This is a genomic window from Helicobacter pylori, assembly GCF_014496965.1.
Classification (GTDB): Bacteria; Campylobacterota; Campylobacteria; order Campylobacterales; family Helicobacteraceae; genus Helicobacter; species Helicobacter pylori_CZ.
In genome coordinates, this window is the sequence record NZ_JACTCR010000003.1 from 1 (window position 1) to 26,108 (window position 26,108).

Here is a 26,108-nt window from a genome sequence, read left to right on the forward strand (position 1 = left end):
CTTTTAAGTTTGGATTTTTTCAAAAACGCCAATGAGATCGATAGCAGTTTGAGAAATTCTATTGAGTGGCTTAAGAGCGCCGGCGAGAGCTTAAAAACTAAAATGAAAGAATACGAAAACTTTTTTAGCGATTTCAACACGAGCATGCGTTCTAACGAACAAGAGGTAACTAACACCTTAAACGCTAACAGCGAAAACATTAAAAGCGAGATTAAAAAGCTAGAAAATCAAATGATAGAAACTGCGACAAGGCTTTTAAAACAAGAAACTCAAAAAAGCGTTAAGGCTTACAATGCAATGATGGGACACCAGCCACAGAATAGCTTAAAACATGGTTTGAAAAATTTCAATAATCCTTTGAGTAAAGAGGGCTAAAAGGTTTGAATGGGTTAAAATACCAACTTTTATTGGCTTATGGGCGTTAGAAAATAAGCGTCAAATCCATTCAAATTTTGGCTCTGTTCTCATCAAGCATGGATAATTAAAACCTTTTTGACTAAATTCAAGCCTTTTACTATTGATTGTAAAAAATGTTTTTAGCATTTTTTAGATTTTGTTATCCATATTTGATGAGATCCAAACCTTTTTTATTTTATAAAAAGGGCTGTGTGAGATCACAATGAAATGTAATCCACTTCTTTTGGTTTTTGGTGGCTAGTAATGAGTTGCTTGCAGGTCGCAACGCCTTCTGAAGTGCCAACCATTAATAGCTTGGATTCGCTTGCAATAATCGTTTCTCCATCAGGCATAGGGATGTATTTGCCATCTTTTTGAGTGATACCAATCACAAACGCTTTGGCGATCTCTCTAAAATGGGCTTCTTTTAATTTCCTTAACACAAGCCAGCTGGTTTTGGGGACAATCACTTCTTCTAAGTCTAAAAGCGTGTCTTTTTTATTGATAAAACGCTCTAAGATATTTTCCATATCCGGACGCACCGCCATCGCACTCACTCTCTGCGCCATGAGTTTTGTAGGGGAAACCACCATATCAGCCCCCAATTTTTTTAATTTTTCTAAGCCTTCATCGCTATGCGCGCTCGCAATGATGTAGTAAGGTTTGCGCTTTAATTCCTTTTCAAACAAGCGCACGCTCACCATTAATGCCACATTCACCGGTAAAATTTTAGACAACGCCACAACGCCCCTAGCGCTGCTTAAGTGGGTTTTTAGCATGGCTAAATTGGTGTGCGGATCGCCTATGATATAGTAGGGGTATTTGTGCTTAATGGCTTCTTCTTCAAAACTAGGATCATTATCCACGACCACAAAGGGGATTTGAGCGGAGCGGAACTGCTTGCTCAACTCAATAGTGTATTCATTGTGGTAACAAATCACATAATGATCCTTAAGGCGCGCGATTTTATAAATCATACCTTTCTCCTTAATCAATCTGGTAAGCGTGCCTTTATTGACCACGCTAACTAAAATAGCCACGCTAAAAGCAATAATTCCCGTCCCACAAAACATTAAAATGGAAGTTAAAAAAATACTTATAGGCCCAAACTGGCTTTCATTTAAAGCGCCAAACCCTGTAGCTGTCATGGTATAGGTCGTTTGAAAGAAGGCTTGCATAAGGCTATAATTTTCTAGGGCAAAGTATCCCAGAGTGCCTAAAAGCACGAGCAATTGGATTAAAATAAGCGGGAGTCTAAAGACCTTAAATTGCTCATAGATTTCAGAATTTAAATTGACTTCTGGCTGAATTTCATCGTCTTTTTTGATTTTAAAAAATTTCAACTTTTCAAACAAAACCAATTCCTAGATCAAAATAAATTCTTTTGGAAGCGTTTGCCTCTAAATTTAATCAAAACGATAAACCTAATTTAGGCCGTGTTTTAATCTCAAAAAGAAGTTTAGATTTAAGGGGAGTTTTAAAAAGGTTATCAAAAACATCAAAACCGCCCCTATAATCAAAAATGGATAGAAATTCTAAAAACTAAGCCCCTTTACGCATGGTTCTTAAAGTGGAAGCAGCCACCTTAATGCGTTTGGTCGTGCCGTCATCTAATTGGATCTTAATCGATCGCAAGTTAGGGAGTAAGCGGCGCTTATTTTTGTTGTTCGCATGACTCACATGATTGCCTATCATAGGCCCTTTGAAAGTTAAAGCGCATCTTTTTGCCATTGTGTATCCTTAAATATTGAAATGAATTTGACACTATACCTAAATTAGCCTTTAAAAAGGCTGATTTTAAAACAAATATTTAAATTATTTGTTTAAAAGCCCTTTTTTTGAGAGACAGGGGTTTTAAACCCTTTCATTTTATCAATCGCCTCTTTGTATTGAGAAATATTTTTTTCCGTCAATTCCGTTACGGCTTTTTTCATGATTGAAGCGTATATTTTGTTTAAAATCTGATGGATCGCATCCTGTTTATTGTTTTCTAAACCGGTGAAAAGATTGTTTTTAAGATTAAACCCTAAAGAATGGTTATTGTTATAAGCATGCACAATTGCTTGAAAATCCTCTAACCCCACCTTAAAATCATAAATCACGCGATAACTTTCTGGCTCATAAAAACTAAACCACACAGAGCCTGAACTTTGAGCGGTGAGGGCGTTTGCGTTATTGGGATCTTTTAAAAGGAGTTTCAAATCTTCTAAAACACCCACCCAACCTTTCACATCTAAAATGGCAAAAAGCTTTCTTTTATCTTGTGGAGTTAAAGCGCTTTCATCTTTAAAAAAGAGCGTTTGATAGCCTCTTTTTTCAAAAATAGTCTGGATTTGATTGGCTAAAGCGTCTTGAAACTTATCAATATAGGGCTTTAAATTATCGCTCACTTGAATGTGTGGCATTAAAATACCTACAACATGATGGTTTTGTGGGGCTTGAGCCACATGCAAGGAGTAGTTAAAATGGAATGGCGTTACTTTTTGGGTGGTTTGGATTTTTTCATTAACTTGAATGGGTTTTTCTTGTTGGTTTTGGGGTTTTACTTCAGCAATTGGTTTAATCGCACAACCAACCAACGCACCTGAAAGCCCCAAAGCGATTAGCGTTTTCAAACAAAGTTTTTGAGAAAAAAATAAACGCTTGAAAAAGAAACAATTCATTGAAACACTCCCAAAGATTAAGTTATAGCGTGATTATACTTTAACTCATGCTGATTTTAAGCGAGCCAATTTGCGCTACAATTATGCTTTTTCTAATCTATAAGCATGGCATGGCGATTTTAGGGGATTTTATGCTCTATTCTTTACTATATGGCTATTTCAATATCAATCTTTTCCAGTATTTGACTTTTAGAGCAGGGTTAGGGTTTTTCATAGCCTTTTTCCTCACGCTTTTTTTAATGCCTAGATTCATTCTATGGGCCAAGGCTAAAAAGGCTAACCAGCCCATTTCTAGCTTCGTGCCAAGCCACCAGAATAAAAAGGATACCCCTACGATGGGGGGGATTGTGTTTGTTTTTGCCACCATTGTTGCGAGTGTGTTGTGCGCGTCTTTGGGCAATCTTTATGTGTTGTTAGGGATAATCGTGTTAGTGGGCTTTAGTTTTGTGGGTTTTAGAGATGATTACACTAAAATCAACCAACAAAATAACGCCGGGATGAGCGCAAAAATGAAATTTGGCATGCTTTTTGTCCTTTCGCTTGTGGTGTCTGTTTTGTTGAGCCTTAAGGGGTTGGACACTTTTTTATACGCGCCTTTTTTGAAAAACCCCTTGTTTGAAATGCCCACGATGTTAGCGGTTGGTTTTTGGGTGTTGGTTTTTTTATCCACGAGCAATGCGGTGAATTTAACCGACGGCTTAGACGGCTTAGCGAGCGTGCCTAGCATTTTCACCCTCTTAAGCCTTTCTATCTTTGTGTATGTGGCAGGGAATGCGGAATTTTCTAAATACTTGCTCTATCCTAAAGTCATAGATGTGGGGGAATTGTTTGTGATTTCGCTAGCGTTAGTGGGATCGCTCTTTGGCTTTTTGTGGTATAACTGCAACCCGGCGAGCGTGTTTATGGGCGATAGCGGGAGTTTGGCCTTAGGAGGGTTTATCGCTTATAACGCTATTGTTTCGCATAATGAAATCTTACTCGTTTTAATGGGATCTATTTTTGTAATAGAAACTCTGTCGGTGATCTTGCAAGTAGGGAGTTATAAAACCCGTAAAAAACGCCTTTTTTTAATGGCACCCATCCATCATCATTTTGAGCAAAAGGGTTGGGCAGAAAATAAGGTGATCGTGCGTTTTTGGATCATTTCTATGCTGAGTAATTTAGTCGCTCTTTTAAGCTTGAAGGTGCGTTAAAATGAAAATCTCTTTATTGGGGCATGGCAAAACCACTTTAGCCCTAGCGCGTTTTTTTAAAAAAAACCATCACGAAGTCAAATTTTTTGATGATCAATTCACTGCATTTCATAAGGATAGCGAGGGTTTTCTTTGTTATCCCAGTAAGGATTTTAACCCTAATGATTCCCAACTAGAAATAGTCAGCCCGGGCATTAGTTTCACGCACCCTTTAGTCATAAAAGCCAAACATTTAGTGAGCGAATACGATTATATTGATAGCTTGTTTGATCATTCTTTCACGCCTACGATGATAAGCATTAGCGGCACTAATGGTAAAACCACCACGACAGAAATGCTCACTGCGCTTTTAGAAGATTTTAAGGCTGTGAGTGGGGGGAATATCGGCACGCCCTTGATTGAATTGTTTGAAAAACGATCGCCCTTGTGGGTGTTAGAAACAAGCTCTTTTTCTTTGCATTACACTAACAAGGCTTACCCTTTAATCTACTTGCTTATCAATGTGGAAGCTGATCATTTGACTTGGCATTGCAATTTTGAAAATTATTTGAACGCTAAACTCAAGGTTTTATCGTTGATGCCTAAAACTTCGCTCGCTATTCTCCCTTTAAAATTCAAAGAACATTCAAGCGTTCAAAACTCGCAAGCGCAAAAAATCTTTTTTGATCACAGCGAAGAGGTTTTAGAGCGTTTAGAAATCCCTTCCAACGCCCTTTTTTTTAAGGGAGCGTTTTTATTAGACGCTGCTTTAGCCCTTTTAGTTTATGAGCAATTTTTAAAAATAAAGAATCTAAAATGGCAAGACTACAAAGAAAACGCCCTTAAAAGACTGAACGCTTTTAAAATCGGCTCGCATAAAATGGAAGAATTTAGGGATAAAGAAGGGCGTTTGTGGGTAGATGACAGCAAGGCCACGAACATTGATGCCACCTTACAAGCCCTAAAAACCTTTAAAAACCAAAAAATCCATTTGATTGTAGGGGGCGATATTAAAGGGGTCAATTTAACCCCCCTTTTTGAAGAATTTAAAAACTATAAAATAAGCCTTTATGCCATAGGATCAAGCGCTTCTATCGTCCAAGCCTTAGCGTTAGAATTTAACGTTTCTTGTCAGGTTTGTTTGGAGTTAGAAAAAGCGGTTCAAGAAATTAAAAGCGTTTTATTGCAAAATGAAATTGCTTTGCTTTCACCCAGTGCGGCCAGTTTGGATCAATTTTCTTCATATAAAGAAAGGGGTGAAAAATTCAAGGCGTTTGTTTTAAAAGATTAAAAGATAGATTAAAGTGCATGCGCCACGACCTCTAATTGTGAGATTTTTTGAAAAATCTCATTCCGTTCTTCTTCGTTTGAAACTTCCATAGAAACATTAAAGCTATAAAATTTAGCGTTTTTAGAAGTGTTTTTTAATTCCAATTTAAAGGGGCGTTGGTAGGTTTCTAAAAGCTCTTTTAACGCGCTTTCATCTTTAGTGGTCATAATCACCCTATAATCCCAAAGGCAAGGGTAAATAATGGTGGGTTTTTTTAAATCAGAGGGCATTGAACAGCTCCTTAAACAACTTAGGAATGGCAATAGGGCTGTATGTGGAGCGATTGACAAAGCCAAACTTGATTTCTGAAGCAAAGACTTTAAAAGGCTTCATAGGCTCTAAAGAAGCGTTTTGGATGCAATAAATTTCTTGAAAAAGCACCACAAAAACCTTTCTCAATTCTTTAATTTGCGTTCTTACTTCTAAGACCTGCCCAAGGCTTGCGGGGGTGAAAAAATCCGCTTTGATGGAGCGGATAACAAACACGCCTTCTTCATTTTCTGGCAAGACATTTTGTTTAAAAAAAAACTCGCTCCTAGCCCTTTCGCAATATTTCAAATAATTTGCATGATAGACCACGCCTTCAGAGTCGGTATCTTCGTAATATACCCTACAGCACATTAATTCCCCTTACTTAAATAATGAAATTTTCTCAAAATTATACAATATGTAACTTAACTATAGTATAATCCAAGTGCGTTGCTCTATATTTTTTAGGTATTTTTAAAGTGGGTTTTTTCTTAAATCTTAAGACCTCTAAAGATTTTAAAAAACTAATACAGCAATAGTTGGGCGATTAAGGACATAGCTCTTTAATTTTAATCATTGACAAGGAGTTTGGTAGTTAAGAATGGGTAATCATTTTTCTAAATTAGGATTTGTTTTAGCGGCTTTAGGGAGCGCAATAGGTTTAGGGCATATCTGGCGCTTTCCTTACATGACTGGGGTGAGCGGTGGGGGTGCTTTTGTTTTATTATTTTTATTTTTATCTTTAAGCGTTGGCGCGGCGATGTTTATCGCTGAAATGTTACTAGGGCAAAGCACTCAAAAAAATGTGATAGAAGCTTTTAAAGAGCTTGACCTTAACCCTAAAAAACGCTGGAAATACGCAGGGCTTTTGCTTATTTCTGGGCCTTTAATACTGACTTTTTATGGCACTATTTTAGGTTGGGTGCTTTATTATTTGGTGAGTATTAGTTTTAATTTGCCTAGCAATATCCAAGAATCTGAACAAATTTTTACTCAAACTTTGCAGTCTATAGGGCTACAATCCATAGGGCTTTTTAGCGTTTTATTCATAACCGGATGGATTGTTTCTAGAGGGATTAAAGAAGGGATTGAAAAACTCAATTTGGTTTTAATGCCCTTACTCTTTGCCACTTTTTTTGGTTTGCTTTTCTATGCGATGAGCATGGATTCTTTTTCTAAAGCTTTCCATTTCATGTTTGATTTCAAGCCAAAAGATTTGACTTCTCAAGTGTTCACTTATTCCTTGGGGCAGGTTTTCTTTTCTTTAAGCATAGGTTTAGGGATCAATGTCACTTATGCTGCGGTTACGGATAAAACGCAGAATTTGCTTAAAAGCACTATTTGGGTGGTTTTATCAGGGATTTTGATTTCTCTTGTGGCAGGGCTTATGATTTTCACTTTTGTGTTTGAATATGGGGCGAATGTCTCACAAGGCACAGGGTTAATCTTCACTTCTTTACCGGTGGTTTTTGGCCAAATGGGAGCGATAGGCATTCTTGTTTCAGTTCTTTTCTTGCTCGCGCTCGCTTTTGCTGGCATCACTTCTACGGTGGCTTTATTAGAGCCGAGTGTGATGTATCTTACCGAAAGGTATCAATACTCTCGTTTTAAGGTTACTTGGGGTCTTGTAGTGCTAATTTTTGTGGTAGGCGTAGTGTTGATTTTCTCGCTTCATAAAGATTATAAAGACTATCTCACTTTCTTTGAAAAAAGTCTTTTTGATTGGTTGGATTTTGCCTCAAGCACCATTATCATGCCTTTAGGCGGGATGGCAACCTTTATTTTTATGGGCTGGGTTTTGAAAAAAGAAAAATTGCGTCTTTTGAGCGCGCACTTTTTAGGCCCTAAATTGTTTGCAACTTGGTATTTCTTGCTTAAATACATCACCCCTTTAATTGTGTTTTCCATTTGGTTGAGCAAGATTTATTAAAATATTTGGCATGGGAAAATTTTCTAAATTAGGCTTTATTTTAGCCACTTTGGGTAGCTCTATCGGTTTAGGGCATATTTGGCGCTTTCCTTATATGGTGGGTCATAATGGGGGGAGTGCGTTTGTGCTTTTATATTTAGCGCTAACCTTGAGTTTAGGCATTGCTATGCTTTTAGTGGAAATGCTGATTGGGAATTTGGGTAAAAAAGATGTTGTTTCTAATTATCAAATACTAGATCCTAAAAGGAAAAAATATTACCCTTTCACTTCTTTTTTTATTTTAGGCGGTCCTCTCATTTTATCCTTTTATGCGGTGGTGTTAGGCTGGGTGCTTTACTATCTTTTTGTAGTAACTTTTGATTTGCCTAAAGATTTAGAGCAAGCTAAAATGCAATTTAGCATGCTCCAAAATGGCAGTTTAATCTGGCCTGTTATTGGCTTTAGCGCATGCTTGTTGCCGACGATATGGTTTGTTTCTAGGGGGATTGAAGAGGGGATTGAAAAATTAAATGTAGTGCTTATGCCGTTATTGTTTGTGATTTTCATAGGGCTTTTAATCTATGCGATGACTTTAGAAAGCATGCCTAAAGCTTTGCACTTTTTATTTAATTTTGAGATTCAAAAGATTGATTTTAAGGTTGTTATGGACGCTTTGGGGCAGATGTTCTTTTCTTTGAGTTTAGGGGTAGGCACGATTATTACTTATTCAGCTTTCACGCCCAAAAGAGAAAACCTACTCAAAAGCTCTCTGTTTATTGTTTTACCGGGTATTTTAATTTCTTTGATTGCCGGGGTGATGATTTTTACCTTTGTGTTTGAATACCATGCGGATGTGTCTCAAGGGCCAGGGCTTGTTTTTATTTCTTTACCTTTGACTTTCGCTAAAATGGGAATCAGTGGGCAGATCGTTTCGCTCTTTTTCTTTATGGCGCTTGTTTTTGCTGGGATCACTTCCACGGTTTCTTTGATAGAGCCTTTAGCGCTTTATTTAATCAATCGTTTTAATTTCTCGCGCCTTCAAGCGTCGCTATGGATAGGGATCGTTGTGTATGTTTTAGGCGTTTTAGTCATTCTTTCTATGAATGAACGATACGCTAAGTTTTTAAGCTTTGCGCATAAGAGCGTGTTTGGGTGGTTAGATTTCATCACTTCTTCATTTTTAATGCCTTTGGGAGGCTTGTTTTCAGTCTTGTTTGTGGGATGGATTTTAAATAAAAAGCGTTCTTTTTTAGCCACGAAGCATTTCTTTAGTGCAAACGCTTTTAAAGCGTGGCATTTTAGCGTTCGTTTTATCGCGCCTGTAGTGATTTTAGCGATTTTCATCTTGCAATTTAAGTGAAATAAGGATGCTTGATGAAAAGCATTTTGCTCTTTATGATTTTTGTAGTTTGTCAGTTAGAAAGCAAAAAATTTTCACAAGATAATTTTAAGGTGGATTATAACTACTATTTGCGCAAACAGGATTTGCACATCATTAAAACGCAAAACGATTTGTCTAATGCCTGGTATCTCCCTCCACAAAAAGCCCCCAAAGAACATTCTTGGGTGGATTTTGCTAAAAAATATTTAAACATGATGGATTATCTAGGCACTTATTTTCTGCCTCTTTATCATAGTTTCACCCCCATTTTTCAATGGTACCACCCCAATATCAACCCCTATCAACGCAATGAGTTTAAGTTTCAGATTAGTTTTAGAGTGCCTGTATTTAGGCATATTCTTTGGACTAAAGGCACGCTTTATTTGGCTTACACCCAAACTAACTGGTTTCAAATTTATAATGACCCCCAATCCGCTCCCATGCGAATGATCAATTTCATGCCTGAACTCATTTATGTTTATCCTATCAATTTTGAACCTTTTGGGGGTAAAATAGGGAAATTTTCTGAGATTTGGATAGGTTGGCAGCACATTTCTAATGGCGTGGGGGGCGCGCAATGCTATCAGCCTTTTAATAAAGAAGGTAATCCTGAAAACCAGTTTCCAGGAGAGCCTGTAATCGTTAAAGATTATAACGGGCAAAAAGATGTGCGCTGGGGGGGGTGCCGCTCTGTGAGCGCGGGGCAACGCCCTGTGTTTCGTTTGGTGTGGGAAAAGGGAGGCTTGAAAATCATGGTCGCTTATTGGCCCTATGTCCCTTATGATCAATCCAACCCTAATTTGATTGATTACATGGGGTATGGTAACGCTAAAATAGATTACAGGAGAGGACGCCATCATTTTGAATTGCAACTTTATGATATTTTCACGCAATACTGGCGTTATGATCGCTGGCATGGAGCTTTCCGCTTAGGCTATACCTACCGCATTAACCCTTTTGTGGGGATTTATGCGCAGTGGTTTAACGGCTATGGCGATGGCTTGTATGAATACGATGTTTTTTCCAATCGTATAGGGGTAGGAATACGCTTAAACCCTTAAAAAGCGTTCTTTTATGCTATAATTAAGACCAAAAATTCAAGGGGATTATTTTAGCTATGAAAATCAGTGTTAGTAAAAACGATTTAGAAAATACTTTGCGCTACTTGCAAGCTTTTTTGGATAAAAAGGACGCTTCTTCTATCGCTTCACACATCCATTTAGAAGTCATTAAAGATAAGCTTTTTTTGAAAGCTAGCGATTCAGACATTGGGCTAAAAAGCTATATTTTTACGCAATCTAGCGATAAAGAGGGCGTTGGCACGATCAATGGGAAAAAGTTTTTGGATATTATCTCATGTTTAAAAGACTCTAATATTATTTTAGAGACTAAAGATGACAGCTTGGTGATCAAACAAAATAAAAGCTCTTTCAAACTCCCCATGTTTGACGCTGATGAGTTCCCTGAATTCCCTGTTATTGAGCCAAAAGTGAGTTTAGAAGTCAATACCCCTTTTTTAACAGATGCGTTTAAAAAGATCGCTCCTGTGATTGAGCAAACCAGCCATAAAAGGGAATTAGCCGGTATTTTGATGCAATTCAATCAAAAACATCAAACCCTTTCAGTGGTAGGCACGGATACCAAACGGCTCTCTTACACGCAGCTAGAAAAAATCTCTATCCATTCCACTGAAGAAGATATCTCTTGCATTTTACCTAAAAGAGCTTTATTAGAAATCCTTAAGCTTTTTTATGAAAATTTCAGTTTTAAAAGCGATGGCATGTTAGCGGTGGTTGAAAACGAAACGCACACTTTTTTCACCAAGCTCATTGATGGGAATTACCCTGATTATCAAAAAATCCTCCCTAAAGAATACCTTTCTTCTTTCACTTTGGGCAAGGAAGAATTTAAAGAGAGCATTAAATTGTGCAGTTCTTTAAGCTCCACTATTAAACTCACTTTAGAAAAAAACAACGCTTTGTTTGAATCTTTGGATTCTGAACATAGCGAAACGGCTAAAACCTCTGTTGAGATTGAAAAAGGTTTGGATATTGAAAAAGCCTTTCATTTGGGCGTGAATGCGAAATTTTTCCTTGAAGCCTTAAACGCTTTAGGGACAACGCAATTTGTTTTAAAATGCAATGAGCCTTCTTCACCTTTTTTGATCCAAGAGTCTCTTGATGAAAAGCAAAGCCACTTGAACGCTAAAATTTCCACTTTGATGATGCCAATCACATTATAAAGGCTGATTTGAATGCAAAATTACCAGAGCCATAGTATTAAGGTTTTAAAAGGCTTAGAGGGGGTTAGGAAACGCCCTGGAATGTATATTGGCGATACCAATGTGGGTGGGTTGCACCACATGGTGTATGAAGTCGTGGATAACGCTGTAGATGAGAGCATGGCGGGTTTTTGCGATACGATTAATATCACTTTGACTGATGAGGGTTCATGCATTGTAGAAGATAACGGGCGAGGCATTCCTGTAGATATTCACCCCACAGAAAAAATCCCCGCTTGCACCGTGGTTTTAACGATTTTGCATGCGGGGGGTAAGTTTGATAATGATACTTATAAAGTTTCAGGCGGTTTGCATGGCGTGGGCGTTTCGGTTGTGAATGCTTTGAGCAAACGCTTGATTATGACCATTAAAAAAGAGGGTCAAATCTATCGCCAGGAGTTTGAAAAGGGTATCCCCATTAGCGAGCTTGAAATCATTGGCAAAACCAAAAGCGCTAAAGAAAGCGGCACGACTATTGAATTTTTCCCTGATGAAAGCGTGATGGAAGTCGTTGAATTTCAAGCGGGCATTTTGCAAAAACGCTTCAAAGAAATGGCGTATCTTAACGACGGCTTAAAAATTTCTTTCAAAGAAGAAAAAACCCAACTGCAAGAGACTTATTTCTATGAAGACGGCTTGAAACAATTCGTTAAAGACAGCGCTAAAAAAGAACTGCTCACCCCCGTTATTTCGTTTAAAAGCATGGATGAAGAAACGCGCACTTCTATAGAAGTCGCTCTGGCGTATGCTGATGATTACAATGAAAACACTTTAAGTTTTGTGAATAACATTAAAACTTCTGAGGGCGGCACGCATGAAGCGGGCTTTAAAATGGGCTTGTCTAAGGCGATTTTACAATATATTGATGAAAACATTAAGACAAGAGAATCGCGCCCCATTTCTGAGGACATTAAAGAGGGTTTGATCGCTGTTGTGAGTTTGAAAATGAGCGAGCCTTTATTTGAGGGGCAGACTAAATCCAAACTCGGCAGTTCGTATGCGCGCGCGTTGGTTTCAAAATTAGTCTATGACAAAATCCATCAGTTTTTAGAGGAAAACCCTAACGAAGCTAAAATCATCGCTAATAAAGCCCTTTTAGCCGCAAAAGCCAGAGAAGCCAGCAAGAAAGCCAGAGAGCTTACAAGGAAAAAAGACAATTTGAGTGTTGGCACTTTGCCTGGAAAATTAGCCGATTGCCAGAGCAAAGATCCGCTTGAGAGTGAAATCTTTTTAGTGGAGGGCGATAGTGCGGGCGGGAGCGCTAAACAAGGGCGCGATAGGGTTTTTCAAGCGATTTTACCTCTAAAAGGTAAGATTTTAAATGTGGAAAAAAGCCATTTATCAAAGATCCTAAAATCAGAAGAAATTAAAAACATGATCACCGCTTTTGGGTGTGGCATTCAAGAGAGTTTTGATATAGAAAGATTGCGCTATCATAAAATCATTATCATGACCGATGCTGATGTGGATGGGAGCCATATCCAAACCTTGCTGATGACTTTTTTCTATCGTTATTTACGCCCGCTGATTGAGCAAGGGCATGTTTATATCGCTCAAGCCCCTCTTTATAAATACAAGAAAGGCAAAACAGAAATTTATCTTAAAGACAGCGTCGCTTTGGATCATTTTTTAATTGAGCATGGCATCAATTCGGTGGATATTGAAGGGATTGGCAAGAACGATTTGATGAATTTGTTAAAAGTGGCGTGCCATTACCGCTACGCGCTTTTGGAATTAGAAAAACGCTACAGTTTGCTAGAAATTTTACGCTTTCTCATTGAAACTAAGGACGCTTTAAGCTTTGATATGAAAGTTTTAGAAAGAAACATTTTAGAAAAATTAGAGGGCTTGAATTATCAGATCTTACGCTCTTTTGCTACTGAAGAAAGCTTGCATTTGCATGCGCAAACCCCTAAGGGCTTGGTGGAATTTAATTTAGATGACAACCTCTTTAAAGAAGTGTTGTTTGAAGAAGCGAATTACACTTACCAAAAGCTTATGGAATACAATTTGGATTTCCTAGAAAATAAGGATATTTTGGCGTTTTTAGAAGAAGTGGAAAATTACGCTAAAAAGGGAGCGAATATCCAGCGCTATAAGGGGCTAGGCGAGATGAACCCTAATGATTTATGGGAAACGACCATGCATAAAGAAAACCGCAGCTTAATCAAACTCAAAATTGAAGATTTAGAAAAAACCGATGCGATCTTTTCGCTTTGCATGGGCGATGAAGTAGAGCCTAGAAGAGCCTTTATCCAAGCGCATGCTAAAGATGTGAAACAACTAGATGTGTAAGGGGTTTTGATTAGAACCCCCAAACATTTAACCAAACAAGAGAGCGTGAATTTAGGGGCTTACTACACGCCCCCTTATTTAGTGGATTGTGCTTACAAGCTTTTAAAAAAGCATGTTGGTATTGAAAACTACACGCTTTTAGACACTGCTTGTGGTAATAAAGAGTTTTTAAAACTCCACCACCCTAAAAAAATAGGAGCGGATATTGACCCTGAGTGTGGTGCTTTAACAATAAACGCTTTAGCCAATCCTAAAAGAGAAAATTATGGCATTAGCCAAGATGAACCTTTAATCATCGTGGGCAATCCCCCCTATAACGATAGAACTTCCTTTATCAAACAAGATATTAAAAATAAAGATTTCATTTTTGAAATAGACAACGATTTGAAATCTAGGGATTTAGGGATAAGTTTTTTAAAATCTTTCGCAATTTTAAAGCCGGCGTTTATTTGCGTGTTACACCCTTTATCTTATCTCATCAAAGAAGCTAATTTTAAGCAATTAAAGCTATTTAAGGATCATTACAGGCTTTTAGACGCTTTGGTTGTTTCTTCTAAATCTTTCACTAAAAGTAACGAATTTCCTATTGTGATAGCTTTGTATGAGCGAGGGCGAATGGATTATGCAGATATTAGGCGTTTTATTTTTCCAACTGATTGCGATACGACGCTATGCTTAAACGATTTTGACTATATAGCCAATTATGTGGATAAATACCCTAACGCTAAAAAGGTTGGGGCATGCGTGGGCTATTTTTTCCCTATGCGAGACATCAACGCTCTTAAACGCAACAAAACTTTTTTAAACGTGCCAAGCGAAAATGCGGTGCGTATCAGTCAAGATAAATTGATTTATTACCAATATATCCATTATTTTAAGGAAATCGCCCCTAAAATCCCTTATTATTTTGGCAATTTGGATATTATTATTGACAATTTCGCTTTTTTAAAAATTAAAGACGCTTTTTTAAAGGATAAAAGAGCGCGTTTGGAATATTTTAAAAAATTGTTTCAAGGACACCCTTGTGAGTTTGATTAAAGTTAATGATGATAAAAAAGTGATTGAGGTTTCTATTCCTTTAACTTCCATTTCAGGCAAAGTTCGTGTGAAAATTAGGCATGCCTTTAGTGATTATGGTATTTCAACAGCGACTAGAAAAATCCCTTTCAGTTTAAAGCATTATGTAGAGTGGCAAATCGGTTATGATGTCCCCATTAAAGATAAAGAAAAATTTGAACTCACTACTTTAAAAGATGAAAAATATCATTTTTTAGGGGCTAATAATAGAGTAAAGACTCTTTATGAATTGAGCGAAATAATTGATTACGCTAAGCGATTGGGTTTAATCAGTTTAGAAAATTTAGAAAATACTTTAAAATATTTAGAAAAACAAAAACAATTCATAGAAGATAGTTTTATAATTACAAGAGAAAGATTTAGATCGCATCAATTTGGTGGCATGGATTTTGAACTTTCACGCATCTCTTATCCTTTACTCATTCATTCTTTTAATGATAATCAGTTGAGCGAAATCGTTATTAGAGAGCAACAATACGGCTCTAAAACCCAAGCTATGCTGTATTTTTGCTTTTCTATTTTGGAATTAAAAACCACTACCCCCTTATTAAATAGAACGGCTGCACTCAAAGAAAATGCTCTTTTGATTATCTATAAAACCAACGCTCTTGTGTTTTTAGAAATGCTTAAAATTTTTGGACTTTTAAGCCAAGCGCACCATAACGATGTGTTAAAGATTTTAGAAAAAATACTTCAAAATTAATAATGATACAAATTGTTAAAAAGAGAATGAATATCCAACGCTACAAGATCTAGGCGAGATAAACCCGTTTATGGGAAATAACCATGCATCAATAAAAACGCGCTTCATAAAGCTATAAAAACAGGGCTAGGCTTTAAACTTGTATCGTTTTTCTTTAATGGCTTATGTTATACTAATAAAATACAGATTCAATTGAAGGCATTAAACGACTGCATGGTATTTTTTCATAAGAAAATTATTTTAAATTTTATCTATTCTTTAATGGTTGCTTTTTTATTCCATTTATCCTATGGGGTTCTTTTAAAAGCCGATGAAATGGCTAAAGAGCAAACTTTATTGGTGGGTGAAAGGCTTGTGTGGGATAAGCTCACGCTGTTAGGGTTTTTAGAAAAAAACCATATCCCCCAAAAACTCTACTACAACCTGAGTTCTCAAGATAAAGAATTGAGTGCTGAAATCCAAAGCAATGTTACCTATTACACTTTAAGAGATGCAAATAACACGCTCATTCAAGCCCTTATCCCTATTAGCCAGGATTTACAAATCCATATTTACAAAAAAGGGGAGGATTATTTTTTAGACTTTATCCCTATTATCTTCACTCGTAAAGAAAAAACCTTGCTTCTTTCTTTACAAACTTCGCCCTATCAAGATATTGTCAAAGCCACCAATGACCCCCTTTTAGCCAACCAATTGATGAACGCGTATAAAAAAAGCGTGCCTTTTAAACGCCTAGCAAAAAACGATAAAATCGCTATCGTTTATACAAGAGATTATCGCGTGGGGCAAGCGTTTGGCCAACCAACCATTAAAATAGCCATGATTAGCTCTCGTTTGCACCAATACTATCTCTTTTCCCATTCAAACGGGCGCTATTACGACTCAAAAGCGCAAGAAGTGGCAGGGTTTTTATTGGAAACCCCGGTGAAATACATCCGCATTTCTTCGCCTTTTTCTTATGGGAGGTTCCATCCTGTCTTAAAAGTCAGACGGCCTCATTACGGCGTGGATTATGCGGCTAAACATGGCAGTTTGATCCATTCAGCATCAGACGGCCGTGTGGGTTTTATAGGGGTTAAGGCGGGTTATGGGAAGGTGGTTGAAATCCATTTGAACGAATTGCGTTTGGTGTATGCTCACATGAGTTCTTTTGCTAAGGGGTTGAAAAAGGGATCATTCGTTAGAAAAGGACAAATCATAGGCAGAGTGGGAAGCACGGGTTTAAGCACCGGGCCGCATTTGCATTTTGGCGTGTATAAAAACTCCCGCCCTATCAATCCTTTAGGCTATATCCGCACCGCTAAAAGCAAGCTGCATGGCAAACAAAGAGAGGTTTTTTTAGAAAAAGCTCAGCGTTCTAAGCAAAAATTAGAAGAACTTTTTAAAACCCATTCTTTTGAAAAAAATTCATTTTATCTTTTAGAGGGTTTTTAATGTCTTATTTTAAGAATATTTTCAATCAAAAATCTTTAGTAGATGATTCTAGTGTGTATTTAGAGCCTTGTTCTAGCTCTAATTTCATAGAATTAAAACGCATGCATTATAATGAAGAGAATACTAAGAAAACATGGGATATTATTAAGTCTTTAGACAGCGTGGCGGTTTTACTCTATGAAAAAGAATCCGATTGCTTTGTGATTGTGAAACAATTCCGCCCAGCCATTTATGCTCGTAATTTTTATTTTAAGCGCGATCAAGATCAAAATATTGACGGATACACTTATGAATTGTGCGCGGGGCTTGTGGATAAAGCTAATAAGAGTTTAGAAGAAATCGCTTGCGAAGAAGCGTTAGAAGAATGCGGTTATCAAATTAGCCCTAAAAACTTAGAAACCATAGGCCAATTTTATAGCGCGACTGGGTTGAGCGGGAGTTTGCAAACGCTCTATTACGCTGAAGCGCATGAGGGTTTGAAGGTTTCAAAGGGTGGGGGGATTGATACAGAAAAGATTGAAGTGCTGTTTTTAGAGCGATCAAAAGCTTTTGATTTTATAATGGATTTTCAATACGCTAAAACCACCGGATTGTCTTTAGCCATTTTATGGCATTTAAAAAAGTTTAAAAATGTTTAAAAGGAATTTTATGTTAAGGCTTTTGATAGGACTTCTTTTAATGAGTTTTATAAGCTTGCAATCAGCCTCTTGGCAAGAACCCTTAAGAGTGAGTATAGAATTTGTGGATTTGCCTAAAAAAATCATCCGTTTTCCGGCCCATGATTTGAAAGTGGGGGAGTTTGGTTTTGTCGTTACTAAACTTTCAGATTATGAAATCGTTAATTCTGAAGTGGTTATTATTGCTGTTGAAAATGGCATCGCAACGGCTAAATTCAGAGCGTTTGAGTCTATGAAACAAAGCCATTTACCCACTCCAAGAATGGTCGCTAGAAAGGGGGATTTAGTCTATTTCAGGCAATTCAACAACCAAGCGTTTTTGATCGCTCCTAATGATGAAATTTATGAGCAAATCAGAGCGACTAACACTGATATTAATTTTATTAGCTCTGATTTGTTGGTTACTTTCTTGAATGGGTTTGACCCAAAAATCGCTAATTTAAGAAAAGCGTGTAATGTTTATAGCGTGGGGGTGATTTATATTGTAACCACCAACACGCTCAATATTTTAAGCTGTGAGAGTTTTGAAATTTTAGAAAAAAGAGAGCTGGATACAAGCGGCGTGACTAAAACTTCCACGCCGTTTTTTTCTAGGGTTGAGGGCATTGATGCAGGTACGCTAGGGAAACTTTTTTCAGGCAGTCAATCTAAAAATTACTTCGCTTACTATGACGCTTTAGTCAAAAAAGAAAAACGAAAAGAAGTAAGGATTGAAAAGAAAGAAGTAGGGATTGATGCTAGAGAAAATAAACGAGAAATCAAGCAAGAAGCCATTAAAGAGCCTAAAAAAGCCAATCAAGGCACAGAAAACGCTCCCACTTTAGAAGAGAAAAACTACCAAAAAGCAGAGCGAAAACTTGATTCTAAAGAAGAAAGGCGTCGTTCAAGAGATGAAAGGAAAAAAACTAAAGCCACCAAAAAGGCTATGGAATTTGAAGAAAGAGAAAAAGAGCATGATGAAAGAGACGAAAAAGAGACTGAAGGAAGAAGAAAAGCTTTAGGAATGGATAAAGGCAATGAAAAAGTCAATGCCAAAGAAAATGAGCGAGAAACCAAGCAAGAATCCGCTAATGAGCCAAGTAGTGAAAATAATGCCACTCCAAAAGACACAGAAAATACTTCTGTCTTAAAAGAGAGTGCCACTAAAAAAGAAGAGCCAAAACTCAGTCCTAAAGAAGAAAAACGCCGCTTGAAAGAAGAAAAGAAAAAAGCCAAAGCCGAACAAAGAGCGAGAGAATTTGAACAAAGAGCGAAAGAGCATCAAGAAAGAGATCAAAAAGAGCTTGAAGAGCGAAGAAAGGCGCTAGAAGCGGGTAAAAAATAACATGTTAGACCAACAACACCTCAAATATTTTAAAAACCTAGTAGGGGGAGAGGATTTTTTCACTGATTTAGCGCATTTGAACGCTTATTGCTATGACGCTACTAAAGAAAGGCATTTGCCTAGTGGCGTGATTTTCCCTAAAAACGAGCGAGAAATCAGTCAGATTTTAAAATACTGCAACGAGCATCGCCTTATCGTTGTGCCTAGGGGGGCTGGGAGCGGTTTTACAGGGGGGGCGTTGAGCGTGAGCGGAGGGCTAGTTTTGAGCGTAGAAAAGCATTTGGATAAGATTGTAGAGATTGACACTAAAAATTTGATCGCTAGAGTAGAGCCGGGCGTGATTAACAAGCATTTCCAAAATGAAGTGGAAAAATTGGATTTATTCTACCCTCCAGATCCAGCGAGCGAGAATCAAAGCACTTTAGGGGGGAATGTCGCCGAAAATGCCGGTGGCATGCGCGCGGCTAAATACGGGATCACGAAAGATTATGTCATGGCTTTAAGGGTGGTTTTAGCGAATGGTGAAATCATAAGGGCGGGCAAAAAAACGATTAAAGATGTCGCCGGCTTTAATATCGCAGGGCTGATGATCGCTAGTGAGGGGTGTTTGGGCGTGATTTCTGAAATCACTTTAAAGCTTTTAGCCAAACCGCCCCTAAAACAAAGTGCGATGGGGGTTTTTAACCATATTGAAGACGCCATGAATGCCGTTTATAAGACGATGAGCAGTGGCGTTACGCCTGTAGCGATGGAATTTTTGGATAATTTGAGTATCCAAGCGGTTGAAGAGCGATTTTCTAAAGGCTTACCCAAAGACGCTGGAGCGATACTCATCACTCAAGTGGATGGCGTGGTGAAAGAACAGATCGCATGGCAACTCAATGAAATAGAAAAGCATTTTAAAGCCAATGGTTGCGTGGGTTTTAAGATCGCTCAAAACGAACAAGAAGAGCAGGATTTATGGTTTTCAAGGCGTAACGCTTCTCAAAGTATTAGCGTTTATGGTAAAAAGAAATTGAATGAAGACGTGACCGTTCCTAGGGCGAGCTTGCCGAGTTTGTTGCAAGAAGTCGCCAAAATCAGCCAAAAATACGGCTTTAAAATCCCTTGCTTTGGGCATACGGGCGATGGCAATGTGCATGTGAATATCATGCTAGAAGATCCTAAAAGGGATTTAGAAAAAGGCCATAAGGCTATGGAAGAGATTTTTCAGGCCGCTATTAGTTTGGAGGGGACTTTAAGCGGGGAGCATGGCATAGGCTTGTCTAAAGCCAAATTCATGCCTTTAGCGTTTAATGCTAGTGAAATGGAGCTTTTTAGGAACATTAAAAAAGCCCTTGATCCTAATAATATTTTAAACCCTTTTAAAATGGGGCTATAAAGCTTAAAAGCAAGGAAAGCGCATGAAAGTCGGTGTTTATGGGGCGAGCGGTCGTATAGGGAAACTGCTCTTAGAAGAATTAAAAGGGGGGTATAAGGGATTAGCGCTGTCTAGCGTGTTTGTCAGGCAAAAATGCGAAACCGATTTTAGCTCTTTTTCGCACGCCCCTTTAGTAACCAATGATTTAAAAGCGTTTGTGAGGGCATGCGAATGCGTGGTTGATTTTTCTTTACCTAAAGGCGTGGATAATTTGCTAGACGCTCTTTTAGAATGCCCTAGAATTTTAGTTTCTGGCACGACCGGTTTAGAAAAAGAAGCGCTAGAAAAAATGCAAAAATTAGCCTTAAAAGCGCCGCTTTTGCATGCGCACAACATGTCTATAGGGATTATGATGCTCAACCAATTAGCCTTTTTAGCTTCTTTGAAATTGAAAGATGCGGATATTGAAATTGTAGAAACGCACCACAATCTCAAAAAAGACGCCCCGAGCGGCACGGCGTTGAGTTTGTATGAAACTTGTGCTAAGGCTAGGGGGTATGATGAAAAAAGCGCCCTCATCACTCACAGAGAAGGTTTGCGCTCTAAAGAAAGCATTGGTATAGCCGCTTTAAGGGGGGGCGATGTCGCCGGGAAGCACACGATAGGGTTTTATTTAGAGGGCGAATACATAGAGCTTAGCCATACGGCGACTAACCGCTCTATTTTTGCTAAAGGGGCTTTAGAAGTGGCTCTATGGCTTAAAGATAAGGCCGCTAAAAAATATGAAATCAGCGAAATGTTTGGTTGAATGTTTTAATTCTTTTTGTATAGATGCACGCTTCTATAATGGAATGCCGCCCTTTGTTAGCCTTATTAAAGGGCTTTTACTATACTATAAGGCTTGCATTAAAAGGGTTTGTTTTGTAAGGATTGATCTTGCCTTGTGCGGTTAGTAACACAAGGTGGGTGTGGCAAGACCTGCTATAATTTTAATTCAAGGGGTCTAACTAAAATAAAAGGAGAAATTTTAGTTAGGGTTTTATTATAGCAAAAATTAGCAAGGCTTACAAAGGGTAGCGTTTTAATTTTAAATTTAAGGCGTTATTTGGATTGTTTTTCGTTCCATTTACTTTTTATTTAACAATAAGTCCTAAAATTGCAAGCATATAATTTAAAGTATTTAAGTTATTCAATCAAAAAATTTTAAAACAAAAGGATATAAAATGAAAACCATTAGAAATGGCGTGGTAGTTGGCATGTCTTTGCTCGGCGGTTGCGCGAGCGTTGAGACTCGCTTTGACGCTCTGCGTGTCGCTTGCATTAAAGATACTTTTATAGAAAAAGGATTATGCTACACGCCTAAGGACTTTGGAAACCCTTATTTTACTAATCAAACCGATACCAGGCTCTAAGGGCTTCTTCTTAAAAAATATTTTGGCTCTTTTGGCTCATGTTGGTTGAGCCAAGCGTTTCAAAAATTTCAAAACTTCAAAAATTTCAAAACACAGAAAACACAGAATTAAAACAAATTTTTTGCTTTTTTAAGAATAGTGAAGCGCCCAAACGCTAAAGACATAGGTTTTTAGGCTGATGTTGGGGGAGAGTTTGGCTTTCACTCTGTGTCCCTATGATTAGGGATTTTGCAGAGCTTGAGCGTCCCAAACGCATTCGATTTCTCACGCATCACATCTTTAAGGCGTAACTCCCGACACTTCTTGCTGTAGATACGAATGCATGGGGATATTATAAATGAGTAGCATTCATTCCAAGCACTAAAAATGTTGGGGGATTTCTGCTAAGTTGTTTTAAAACTTTATTTTATGGTTTTAGGTTTTATTTTGTTGTAAAATTCTTAAAGAGATAGGGGGTATTTTGAAATCATTCTCCCCCCTTTTAACCCCCAAAAACTAAACCCCCTAACCCCAAAAGACCGCATCACAAGAAATCATCGCTCGCTTTTCGCAAGCTCTTTTAACATTTATTTTAAAAAATGCTTTTAAGCTATTTTTTAAATTTTATGATCAATACCCTATTAGAATAAAACCAAAAAGCAAAGAAAATCAATTTTTTCAACCACTCTCTTTAAAAATAAGGTATTTTTGCCTTATTCTAAATTTTTAGAGTGGGATTTATGGACCCACTCATTGTTTTAGCATGAATAAGTGGTGATAAATTCAAAGGGATGGGGTTTGCTCTCCCATGGGAACACTTCAGAATGGAATTTAAGAGACTGATAGGCCTGGATAAATTCTTCGCTAAAGACCTGACCCTCTTTTAAATACTGCTTATCGGCTAGCATTTCTTCTAACGAACTCCTTAAAGTGTGGGGCATTTGTTTGATGCCTTTTTCTCTAATTTCGTCCAAAGTTAGCTTGAAAAGGTTAATGTCCATTGCTTCGCCGGGATCCATTTTATTTTTAACGCCATCAATGCCCGCCATTAAAATAGCCCCAAAAGCCAGGTAGGGGTTTGATGAGCTGTCAGGAAACCTAAATTCAAACCTAGCACTATTTTTAGAAATCCCATAAGGGATACGCACGCTCGCGCTCCTATTGCTGGCTGAATAAGTTAAAATGGATGGGGCTTCATATCCCGGAATCAGGCGTTTGTAAGAATTGGTGGAAGCGTTAGTGAAAGCGGCTAACCCTCTAGCGTGGCGCAACACGCCCCCTAAAAAATGCAACGCAAACTCGCTCAAGCCCTTGTAAGTTTCGCCACCAAAAAGGTTTTCGTTATTTTTCCAAACGCTCACATGGGTGTGCATCCCGCTCCCATTATCCCCATATAGGGGTTTTGGCATGAAAGTAGCCGTTTTCCCGTTTAAATGAGCGACCATTTTAACCACGTATTTGAGTTTTTGGACATTGTCAGCGGCTTCCACCAAATCTCCAAATTTCACGCCCACTTCGCCTTGCGCTTGTGCGACTTCATGATGGACGACAAAAGTTTCTAACCCCACTTGGTTTAAGACTTTCACAATTTCAGTGCGAATATCCATCATCGTATCCGTTGGCGGCACAGGCATATAGCCCCCTTGCTTTCCCGGTCTATGCCCAAAATTCACGCCATTTTCAAAGCTTTTATCCCTATTCCATTCGCCCTCTTCGCTATCCACTTCGTAGTATTGGGAATTGGAAGCGTCTTTAATCTTAATGGAATCAAAGATAAAAAATTCATTCTCCGCACCGAAATAAGCCACATCGCCTAAGCCCAAATCTCTTAAATGTTTTAAGGCTTTTTTAGCGATACTTCTAGGGCATTTTTCATAAGGCTGGTTTTTATACACATCATACACATCGCAAAACACGACCGCGCTCACATCCGCGCTAAAAGGGTCAATGAAATAACGCACCAAATCGGGGGTTAAAATCATATCCGAGTGTTCAATGCCTTGCCAGCCTTTAAAAGAGCTCGCATCAAAAGGGATCCCTTCTTTAAACATGTCATGCGTTAAAGCCCCAAAAGAATAAGCGATATGGTTCCAAGTGCCTTTAATATCGCTGAATCTAAAATCCACAAATTCCACTTCATTTTCTTTGCAAAATTCAAAAAATTCTTTGATCTTGCTTTCGCTATTTTGAGTTCTTACTACCATTAACCACCTTTAATTATTATGAATTGAGTTTGATTGATAGGGGTGATTATAGCATTTATGGGGTAAAAAAGTAAAATTTGTATCCAGTTTGATTAAGATGCATGCGGTAAAATCCGCTAAATCAAGGAGTGTTATTATGGAAGCAGAAGCCACCACACTATTAGGATTTTTTGAAAAATATCAAAACAATCAATTTGTCATTCCTATCTATCAGAGGTTGTATAGTTGGGAAAAGGAACAATGCGAACAATTATGGGATGATATTATAAAAATTGGTGGGAATGATAAAATGAACGGGCATTTTATCGGTTCTATTTTGTATGTGCTAGATGGTAATACGCCCTCTAGCCCATTACTCATCATTGACGGCCAACAAAGGCTCACCACTATCACGCTTTTATTTATCGCTTTAAGGAGTCATCTAAGCGATGAAGTTAAAATTTTGGAAAAATTTTCGCGTAAAGAAATAGAGAGCTATCTTATTAACAACAATAAGGACGGCGATAAGAAATTCAGACTCATCTTATCAGAGTTTGATAAAGACACCTTGCTGTCTTTGATTGATGGAAATAAAAGAAAGCCGAGCGAGCCTTCGGTAAAAATAATGGAAAATTTTAAATTATTTGAAGAATGGATCAGTAAATGGATCAGTAAAAACACCGGCAAGCTAGAAACGATTTTTAAAGGGTTAAAAAAACTCATGATAGTTTGGATTGCTTTAGATAAAGGGAAAGATGATCCTCAACTTATTTTTGAGAGCATGAACTCAAAAGGTATCGAACTCACGCAAACGGATTTGATCAGAAACTATATCGTAATGGAAACAGAGGTTAAAAAACAGGAAGACTTTTATAATCAATATTGGAGGGCTATGGAGGAGGATTTTAAACAAAATGAAACATTGTTTAATCGGTTTGTCCGGCATTATCTCACAATCAAAACAGGAAAGATTCCCAAGGAGAAAGAAGTTTATGAGGATTTCAAGGATTACCAGCAAAAAGAAGGAATAGAAATAGAGGATTTACTAAAAGATTTGCAAAAATATTGCGGGTATTTTTGCCAGATTGCATTCAAAAAAGAAGCCGATAAAGATTTAAACAAGGCTTTAAGTTTTCTTGTAGATTTGGAAATGGATGTGGTGTATCCGCTATTACTAGAGCTTTATAGCGATTATAGCGATGGCGTTTTATCCAAGCAGGATTTTATCCCTATTATCGCTTTAATAGAGAGCTATATTTGCAGAAGGGCGGTGTGTGGGTTTGGATCAAATAGTCTCAATAAAATCTTTCCCTCTTTTACAAAAAAGATTGATAAGAAGCAATACCTTAAAAGCGTAGAGAAGCATTTTGGGTCGCTAAAAGGGAAGCAAAGATTTCCAAACAATGACGAGTTTAAAGATCTTTTTATTACGATAGATTTTTATCATTTTAAAAAAAATAAATCCTTTCTTGAAAGGTTAGAAAATTTTGACACAAAAGAGCCGGTCAATACTCAAAAATGCAGCATAGAACATATAATGCCTCAAACCCTTACTCCAGAATGGCGAAAGGATTTGGGTGAAAATTTTGAAGCGATACATAAGAATTACCTCCACACAATAGGGAATCTCACTCTAACCGGTTATAACTCTGAATATAGCAACAATTCTTTCCGCGAAAAAAGAGATATGGAGAAGGGCTTTAAACAAAGCCCGTTAAAGCTCAATCAAAGTTTGAAAGATTTAGAATCTTTTGGCGAAAAAGAGATTGAAAAAAGAGCTAATGATTTGGCGGATTGGGCTTTAAAGATTTGGACTTACCCAATTCTAGAGGCAGAAACATTAGAGGAATATAAATCTAAGAAAGAAAAAAAGGTTTATGATTTAAGCTCTTATAAGTTTAGCCCCCATTCAAGGGAATTATTTGATATTTTAAGAGAAAAGATTAAAGCCCTTGATGAAAGGGTAACTGAAAATTTTAATCAACAATATATAGCTTATAAGTTTTTTAAAATAAATTTTGTGGATATTGTTGTGCAAAACAAAGACTTAAAATTGTATTTAAAGATGGAATTGAATGAATTGCAAGATGAAATAAAGGAAAAACTAAAGATCGAAGATGTTTCTGAGATTGGTCGTCCATGTTTTGGAAACATGGAAGTGAAGTTGGAAACAAAAGAGAATATCCCTTATTGTTTGGGATTGATTAGACAGGCTTTAGAAAAACAGATGGGTGGTAGGAATAGGCAATAAAAACCCAACTTATTAAAATAAAGAGTATAATT

General features: G+C 37.6%; 23 protein-coding genes. 17 read left to right on the forward strand and 6 right to left on the reverse strand.

Going from position 1 to position 26,108, the window contains the following annotated elements:
- Positions 1 to 375, forward strand: a 375-nt coding sequence (locus H7O61_RS01715; protein WP_187874959.1) for a hypothetical protein, incomplete at its 5' end; no start/stop codon positions are given.
- A 239-nt stretch (positions 376 to 614) separates the two neighbouring features.
- On the opposite strand, the gene H7O61_RS01720 is transcribed toward H7O61_RS01715, so the two are convergent.
- From H7O61_RS01720 to H7O61_RS01730, 3 genes are all read right to left on the reverse strand, one after another.
- Complete coding sequence (locus H7O61_RS01720) at positions 615 to 1,751, reverse strand: potassium channel family protein (RefSeq protein WP_025449012.1); 1,137 nt, start codon at positions 1,749 to 1,751, stop codon at positions 615 to 617.
- 187 nt (positions 1,752 to 1,938) lie between these two features.
- A complete protein-coding gene (gene rpmB, locus H7O61_RS01725; RefSeq protein ID WP_001118998.1) occupies positions 1,939 to 2,127 on the reverse strand; it encodes a 50S ribosomal protein L28 in 189 nt (62 codons plus the stop codon).
- Between the two features lie 92 nt (positions 2,128 to 2,219).
- A complete protein-coding gene (locus tag H7O61_RS01730) occupies positions 2,220 to 3,059 on the reverse strand; it encodes an HpaA family protein (protein ID WP_079341853.1) in 840 nt (279 codons plus the stop codon).
- A 131-nt stretch (positions 3,060 to 3,190) separates the two neighbouring features.
- Between H7O61_RS01730 and mraY the strand changes: the two genes are divergently transcribed.
- Entirely contained in the window at positions 3,191 to 4,252 is a 1,062-nt protein-coding gene (mraY, locus tag H7O61_RS01735) for a phospho-N-acetylmuramoyl-pentapeptide-transferase (RefSeq protein ID WP_000967167.1), read from the forward strand.
- Position 4,253: 1 nt separating this feature from the next.
- Positions 4,254 to 5,522 (forward strand): UDP-N-acetylmuramoyl-L-alanine--D-glutamate ligase, encoded by a 1,269-nt coding sequence (gene murD / locus H7O61_RS01740; RefSeq protein ID WP_187874960.1) that lies wholly within the window; start codon positions 4,254 to 4,256, stop codon positions 5,520 to 5,522.
- An 8-nt stretch (positions 5,523 to 5,530) separates the two neighbouring features.
- Here the strand turns inward: murD and H7O61_RS01745 are convergent, their stop codons facing one another.
- Positions 5,531 to 5,791 (reverse strand): HP0495 family protein, encoded by a 261-nt coding sequence (locus H7O61_RS01745; RefSeq protein WP_187874961.1) that lies wholly within the window; start codon positions 5,789 to 5,791, stop codon positions 5,531 to 5,533.
- Positions 5,781 to 6,182 carry an acyl-CoA thioesterase YbgC gene (gene ybgC / locus H7O61_RS01750; protein ID WP_187874962.1) on the reverse strand — a complete coding sequence of 134 codons (402 nt, stop codon included), beginning with the start codon at positions 6,180 to 6,182 and terminating at the stop codon, positions 5,781 to 5,783. The genes H7O61_RS01745 and ybgC overlap by 11 nt, the downstream gene beginning before the upstream one ends.
- A gap of 229 nt (positions 6,183 to 6,411) precedes the next feature.
- Here ybgC and H7O61_RS01755 point away from each other — a divergent pair, with 229 nt between their 5' ends.
- From H7O61_RS01755 to H7O61_RS01815, 13 genes are all read left to right on the forward strand, one after another.
- Complete coding sequence (locus H7O61_RS01755; RefSeq protein ID WP_187874963.1) at positions 6,412 to 7,740, forward strand: sodium-dependent transporter; 1,329 nt, start codon at positions 6,412 to 6,414, stop codon at positions 7,738 to 7,740.
- 10 nt (positions 7,741 to 7,750) lie between these two features.
- Complete coding sequence (locus tag H7O61_RS01760; RefSeq protein ID WP_187874964.1) at positions 7,751 to 9,079, forward strand: sodium-dependent transporter; 1,329 nt, start codon at positions 7,751 to 7,753, stop codon at positions 9,077 to 9,079.
- 14 nt (positions 9,080 to 9,093) lie between these two features.
- The gene (locus H7O61_RS01765; protein WP_187874965.1) at positions 9,094 to 10,161 is read left to right on the forward strand and encodes a phospholipase A; all 1,068 of its coding nucleotides are present in this window, start codon (positions 9,094 to 9,096) and stop codon (positions 10,159 to 10,161) included.
- A 56-nt stretch (positions 10,162 to 10,217) separates the two neighbouring features.
- A complete protein-coding gene (gene dnaN, locus H7O61_RS01770; RefSeq protein ID WP_187874966.1) occupies positions 10,218 to 11,342 on the forward strand; it encodes a DNA polymerase III subunit beta in 1,125 nt (374 codons plus the stop codon).
- A gap of 12 nt (positions 11,343 to 11,354) precedes the next feature.
- Positions 11,355 to 13,676: a DNA topoisomerase (ATP-hydrolyzing) subunit B gene (gene gyrB, locus H7O61_RS01775; RefSeq protein ID WP_187874967.1), complete on the forward strand. Its 2,322-nt coding sequence runs from the start codon at positions 11,355 to 11,357 to the stop codon at positions 13,674 to 13,676.
- Between the two features lie 45 nt (positions 13,677 to 13,721).
- On the forward strand, positions 13,722 to 14,714 hold the full coding sequence (locus H7O61_RS01780) for an adenine methyltransferase (protein WP_079339210.1): 993 nt from the start codon (positions 13,722 to 13,724) through the stop codon (positions 14,712 to 14,714).
- Entirely contained in the window at positions 14,701 to 15,456 is a 756-nt protein-coding gene (locus tag H7O61_RS01785; protein ID WP_187874968.1) for a R.Pab1 family restriction endonuclease, read from the forward strand. Before H7O61_RS01780 ends, H7O61_RS01785 begins: the two co-directional genes overlap by 14 nt.
- Positions 15,457 to 15,669: 213 nt before the next feature.
- Positions 15,670 to 16,890, forward strand: coding sequence for a peptidoglycan DD-metalloendopeptidase Csd3 (gene csd3, locus H7O61_RS01790; RefSeq protein ID WP_187874969.1), 1,221 nt, complete (start codon positions 15,670 to 15,672; stop codon positions 16,888 to 16,890).
- Positions 16,890 to 17,528 carry an NUDIX hydrolase gene (locus H7O61_RS01795; protein ID WP_001946600.1) on the forward strand — a complete coding sequence of 213 codons (639 nt, stop codon included), beginning with the start codon at positions 16,890 to 16,892 and terminating at the stop codon, positions 17,526 to 17,528. The genes csd3 and H7O61_RS01795 overlap by 1 nt, the downstream gene beginning before the upstream one ends.
- 10 nt (positions 17,529 to 17,538) lie before the next feature.
- The gene (pgbA, locus tag H7O61_RS01800) at positions 17,539 to 18,891 is read left to right on the forward strand and encodes a plasminogen-binding protein PgbA (RefSeq protein WP_187874970.1); all 1,353 of its coding nucleotides are present in this window, start codon (positions 17,539 to 17,541) and stop codon (positions 18,889 to 18,891) included.
- Between the two features lies 1 nt (position 18,892).
- Complete coding sequence (gene glcD / locus H7O61_RS01805) at positions 18,893 to 20,272, forward strand: glycolate oxidase subunit GlcD (protein WP_187874971.1); 1,380 nt, start codon at positions 18,893 to 18,895, stop codon at positions 20,270 to 20,272.
- A gap of 22 nt (positions 20,273 to 20,294) precedes the next feature.
- On the forward strand, positions 20,295 to 21,059 hold the full coding sequence (gene dapB, locus H7O61_RS01810; RefSeq protein ID WP_079339994.1) for a 4-hydroxy-tetrahydrodipicolinate reductase: 765 nt from the start codon (positions 20,295 to 20,297) through the stop codon (positions 21,057 to 21,059).
- A gap of 415 nt (positions 21,060 to 21,474) precedes the next feature.
- Positions 21,475 to 21,663: an urease-enhancing factor gene (locus tag H7O61_RS01815; protein WP_079294746.1), complete on the forward strand. Its 189-nt coding sequence runs from the start codon at positions 21,475 to 21,477 to the stop codon at positions 21,661 to 21,663.
- A gap of 737 nt (positions 21,664 to 22,400) precedes the next feature.
- Here H7O61_RS01815 and glnA read toward each other — a convergent pair.
- Complete coding sequence (gene glnA / locus H7O61_RS01820) at positions 22,401 to 23,846, reverse strand: type I glutamate--ammonia ligase (RefSeq protein WP_187874972.1); 1,446 nt, start codon at positions 23,844 to 23,846, stop codon at positions 22,401 to 22,403.
- 136 nt (positions 23,847 to 23,982) lie between these two features.
- Between glnA and H7O61_RS01825 the strand changes: the two genes are divergently transcribed.
- Entirely contained in the window at positions 23,983 to 26,076 is a 2,094-nt protein-coding gene (locus tag H7O61_RS01825; protein WP_187833603.1) for a DUF262 and DUF1524 domain-containing protein, read from the forward strand.
- Positions 26,077 to 26,108: the final 32 nt, after the last annotated feature.

Bases quoted from the DNA above. Each gene is read 5' to 3' on its own strand.
- H7O61_RS01825 (WP_187833603.1), top strand. From the start codon at position 23,983: ATGGAAGCAGAAGCCACCACACTATTAGGATTTTTTGAAAAATATCAA.
- glcD (WP_187874971.1), top strand. From the start codon at position 18,893: ATGTTAGACCAACAACACCTCAAATATTTTAAAAACCTAGTAGGGGGA.
- ybgC (WP_187874962.1), bottom strand. From the start codon at position 6,182: ATGTGCTGTAGGGTATATTACGAAGATACCGACTCTGAAGGCGTGGTC.
- H7O61_RS01765 (WP_187874965.1), top strand. From the start codon at position 9,094: ATGAAAAGCATTTTGCTCTTTATGATTTTTGTAGTTTGTCAGTTAGAA.
- rpmB (WP_001118998.1), bottom strand. From the start codon at position 2,127: ATGGCAAAAAGATGCGCTTTAACTTTCAAAGGGCCTATGATAGGCAAT.
- csd3 (WP_187874969.1), top strand. From the start codon at position 15,670: ATGGTATTTTTTCATAAGAAAATTATTTTAAATTTTATCTATTCTTTA.
- dnaN (WP_187874966.1), top strand. From the start codon at position 10,218: ATGAAAATCAGTGTTAGTAAAAACGATTTAGAAAATACTTTGCGCTAC.
- glnA (WP_187874972.1), bottom strand. From the start codon at position 23,846: ATGGTAGTAAGAACTCAAAATAGCGAAAGCAAGATCAAAGAATTTTTT.
- pgbA (WP_187874970.1), top strand. From the start codon at position 17,539: ATGTTAAGGCTTTTGATAGGACTTCTTTTAATGAGTTTTATAAGCTTG.
- gyrB (WP_187874967.1), top strand. From the start codon at position 11,355: ATGCAAAATTACCAGAGCCATAGTATTAAGGTTTTAAAAGGCTTAGAG.
- murD (WP_187874960.1), top strand. From the start codon at position 4,254: ATGAAAATCTCTTTATTGGGGCATGGCAAAACCACTTTAGCCCTAGCG.
- H7O61_RS01760 (WP_187874964.1), top strand. From the start codon at position 7,751: ATGGGAAAATTTTCTAAATTAGGCTTTATTTTAGCCACTTTGGGTAGC.
- H7O61_RS01730 (WP_079341853.1), bottom strand. From the start codon at position 3,059: ATGAATTGTTTCTTTTTCAAGCGTTTATTTTTTTCTCAAAAACTTTGT.
- mraY (WP_000967167.1), top strand. From the start codon at position 3,191: ATGCTCTATTCTTTACTATATGGCTATTTCAATATCAATCTTTTCCAG.
- H7O61_RS01745 (WP_187874961.1), bottom strand. From the start codon at position 5,791: ATGCCCTCTGATTTAAAAAAACCCACCATTATTTACCCTTGCCTTTGG.
- H7O61_RS01755 (WP_187874963.1), top strand. From the start codon at position 6,412: ATGGGTAATCATTTTTCTAAATTAGGATTTGTTTTAGCGGCTTTAGGG.
- dapB (WP_079339994.1), top strand. From the start codon at position 20,295: ATGAAAGTCGGTGTTTATGGGGCGAGCGGTCGTATAGGGAAACTGCTC.
- H7O61_RS01815 (WP_079294746.1), top strand. From the start codon at position 21,475: ATGAAAACCATTAGAAATGGCGTGGTAGTTGGCATGTCTTTGCTCGGC.
- H7O61_RS01795 (WP_001946600.1), top strand. From the start codon at position 16,890: ATGTCTTATTTTAAGAATATTTTCAATCAAAAATCTTTAGTAGATGAT.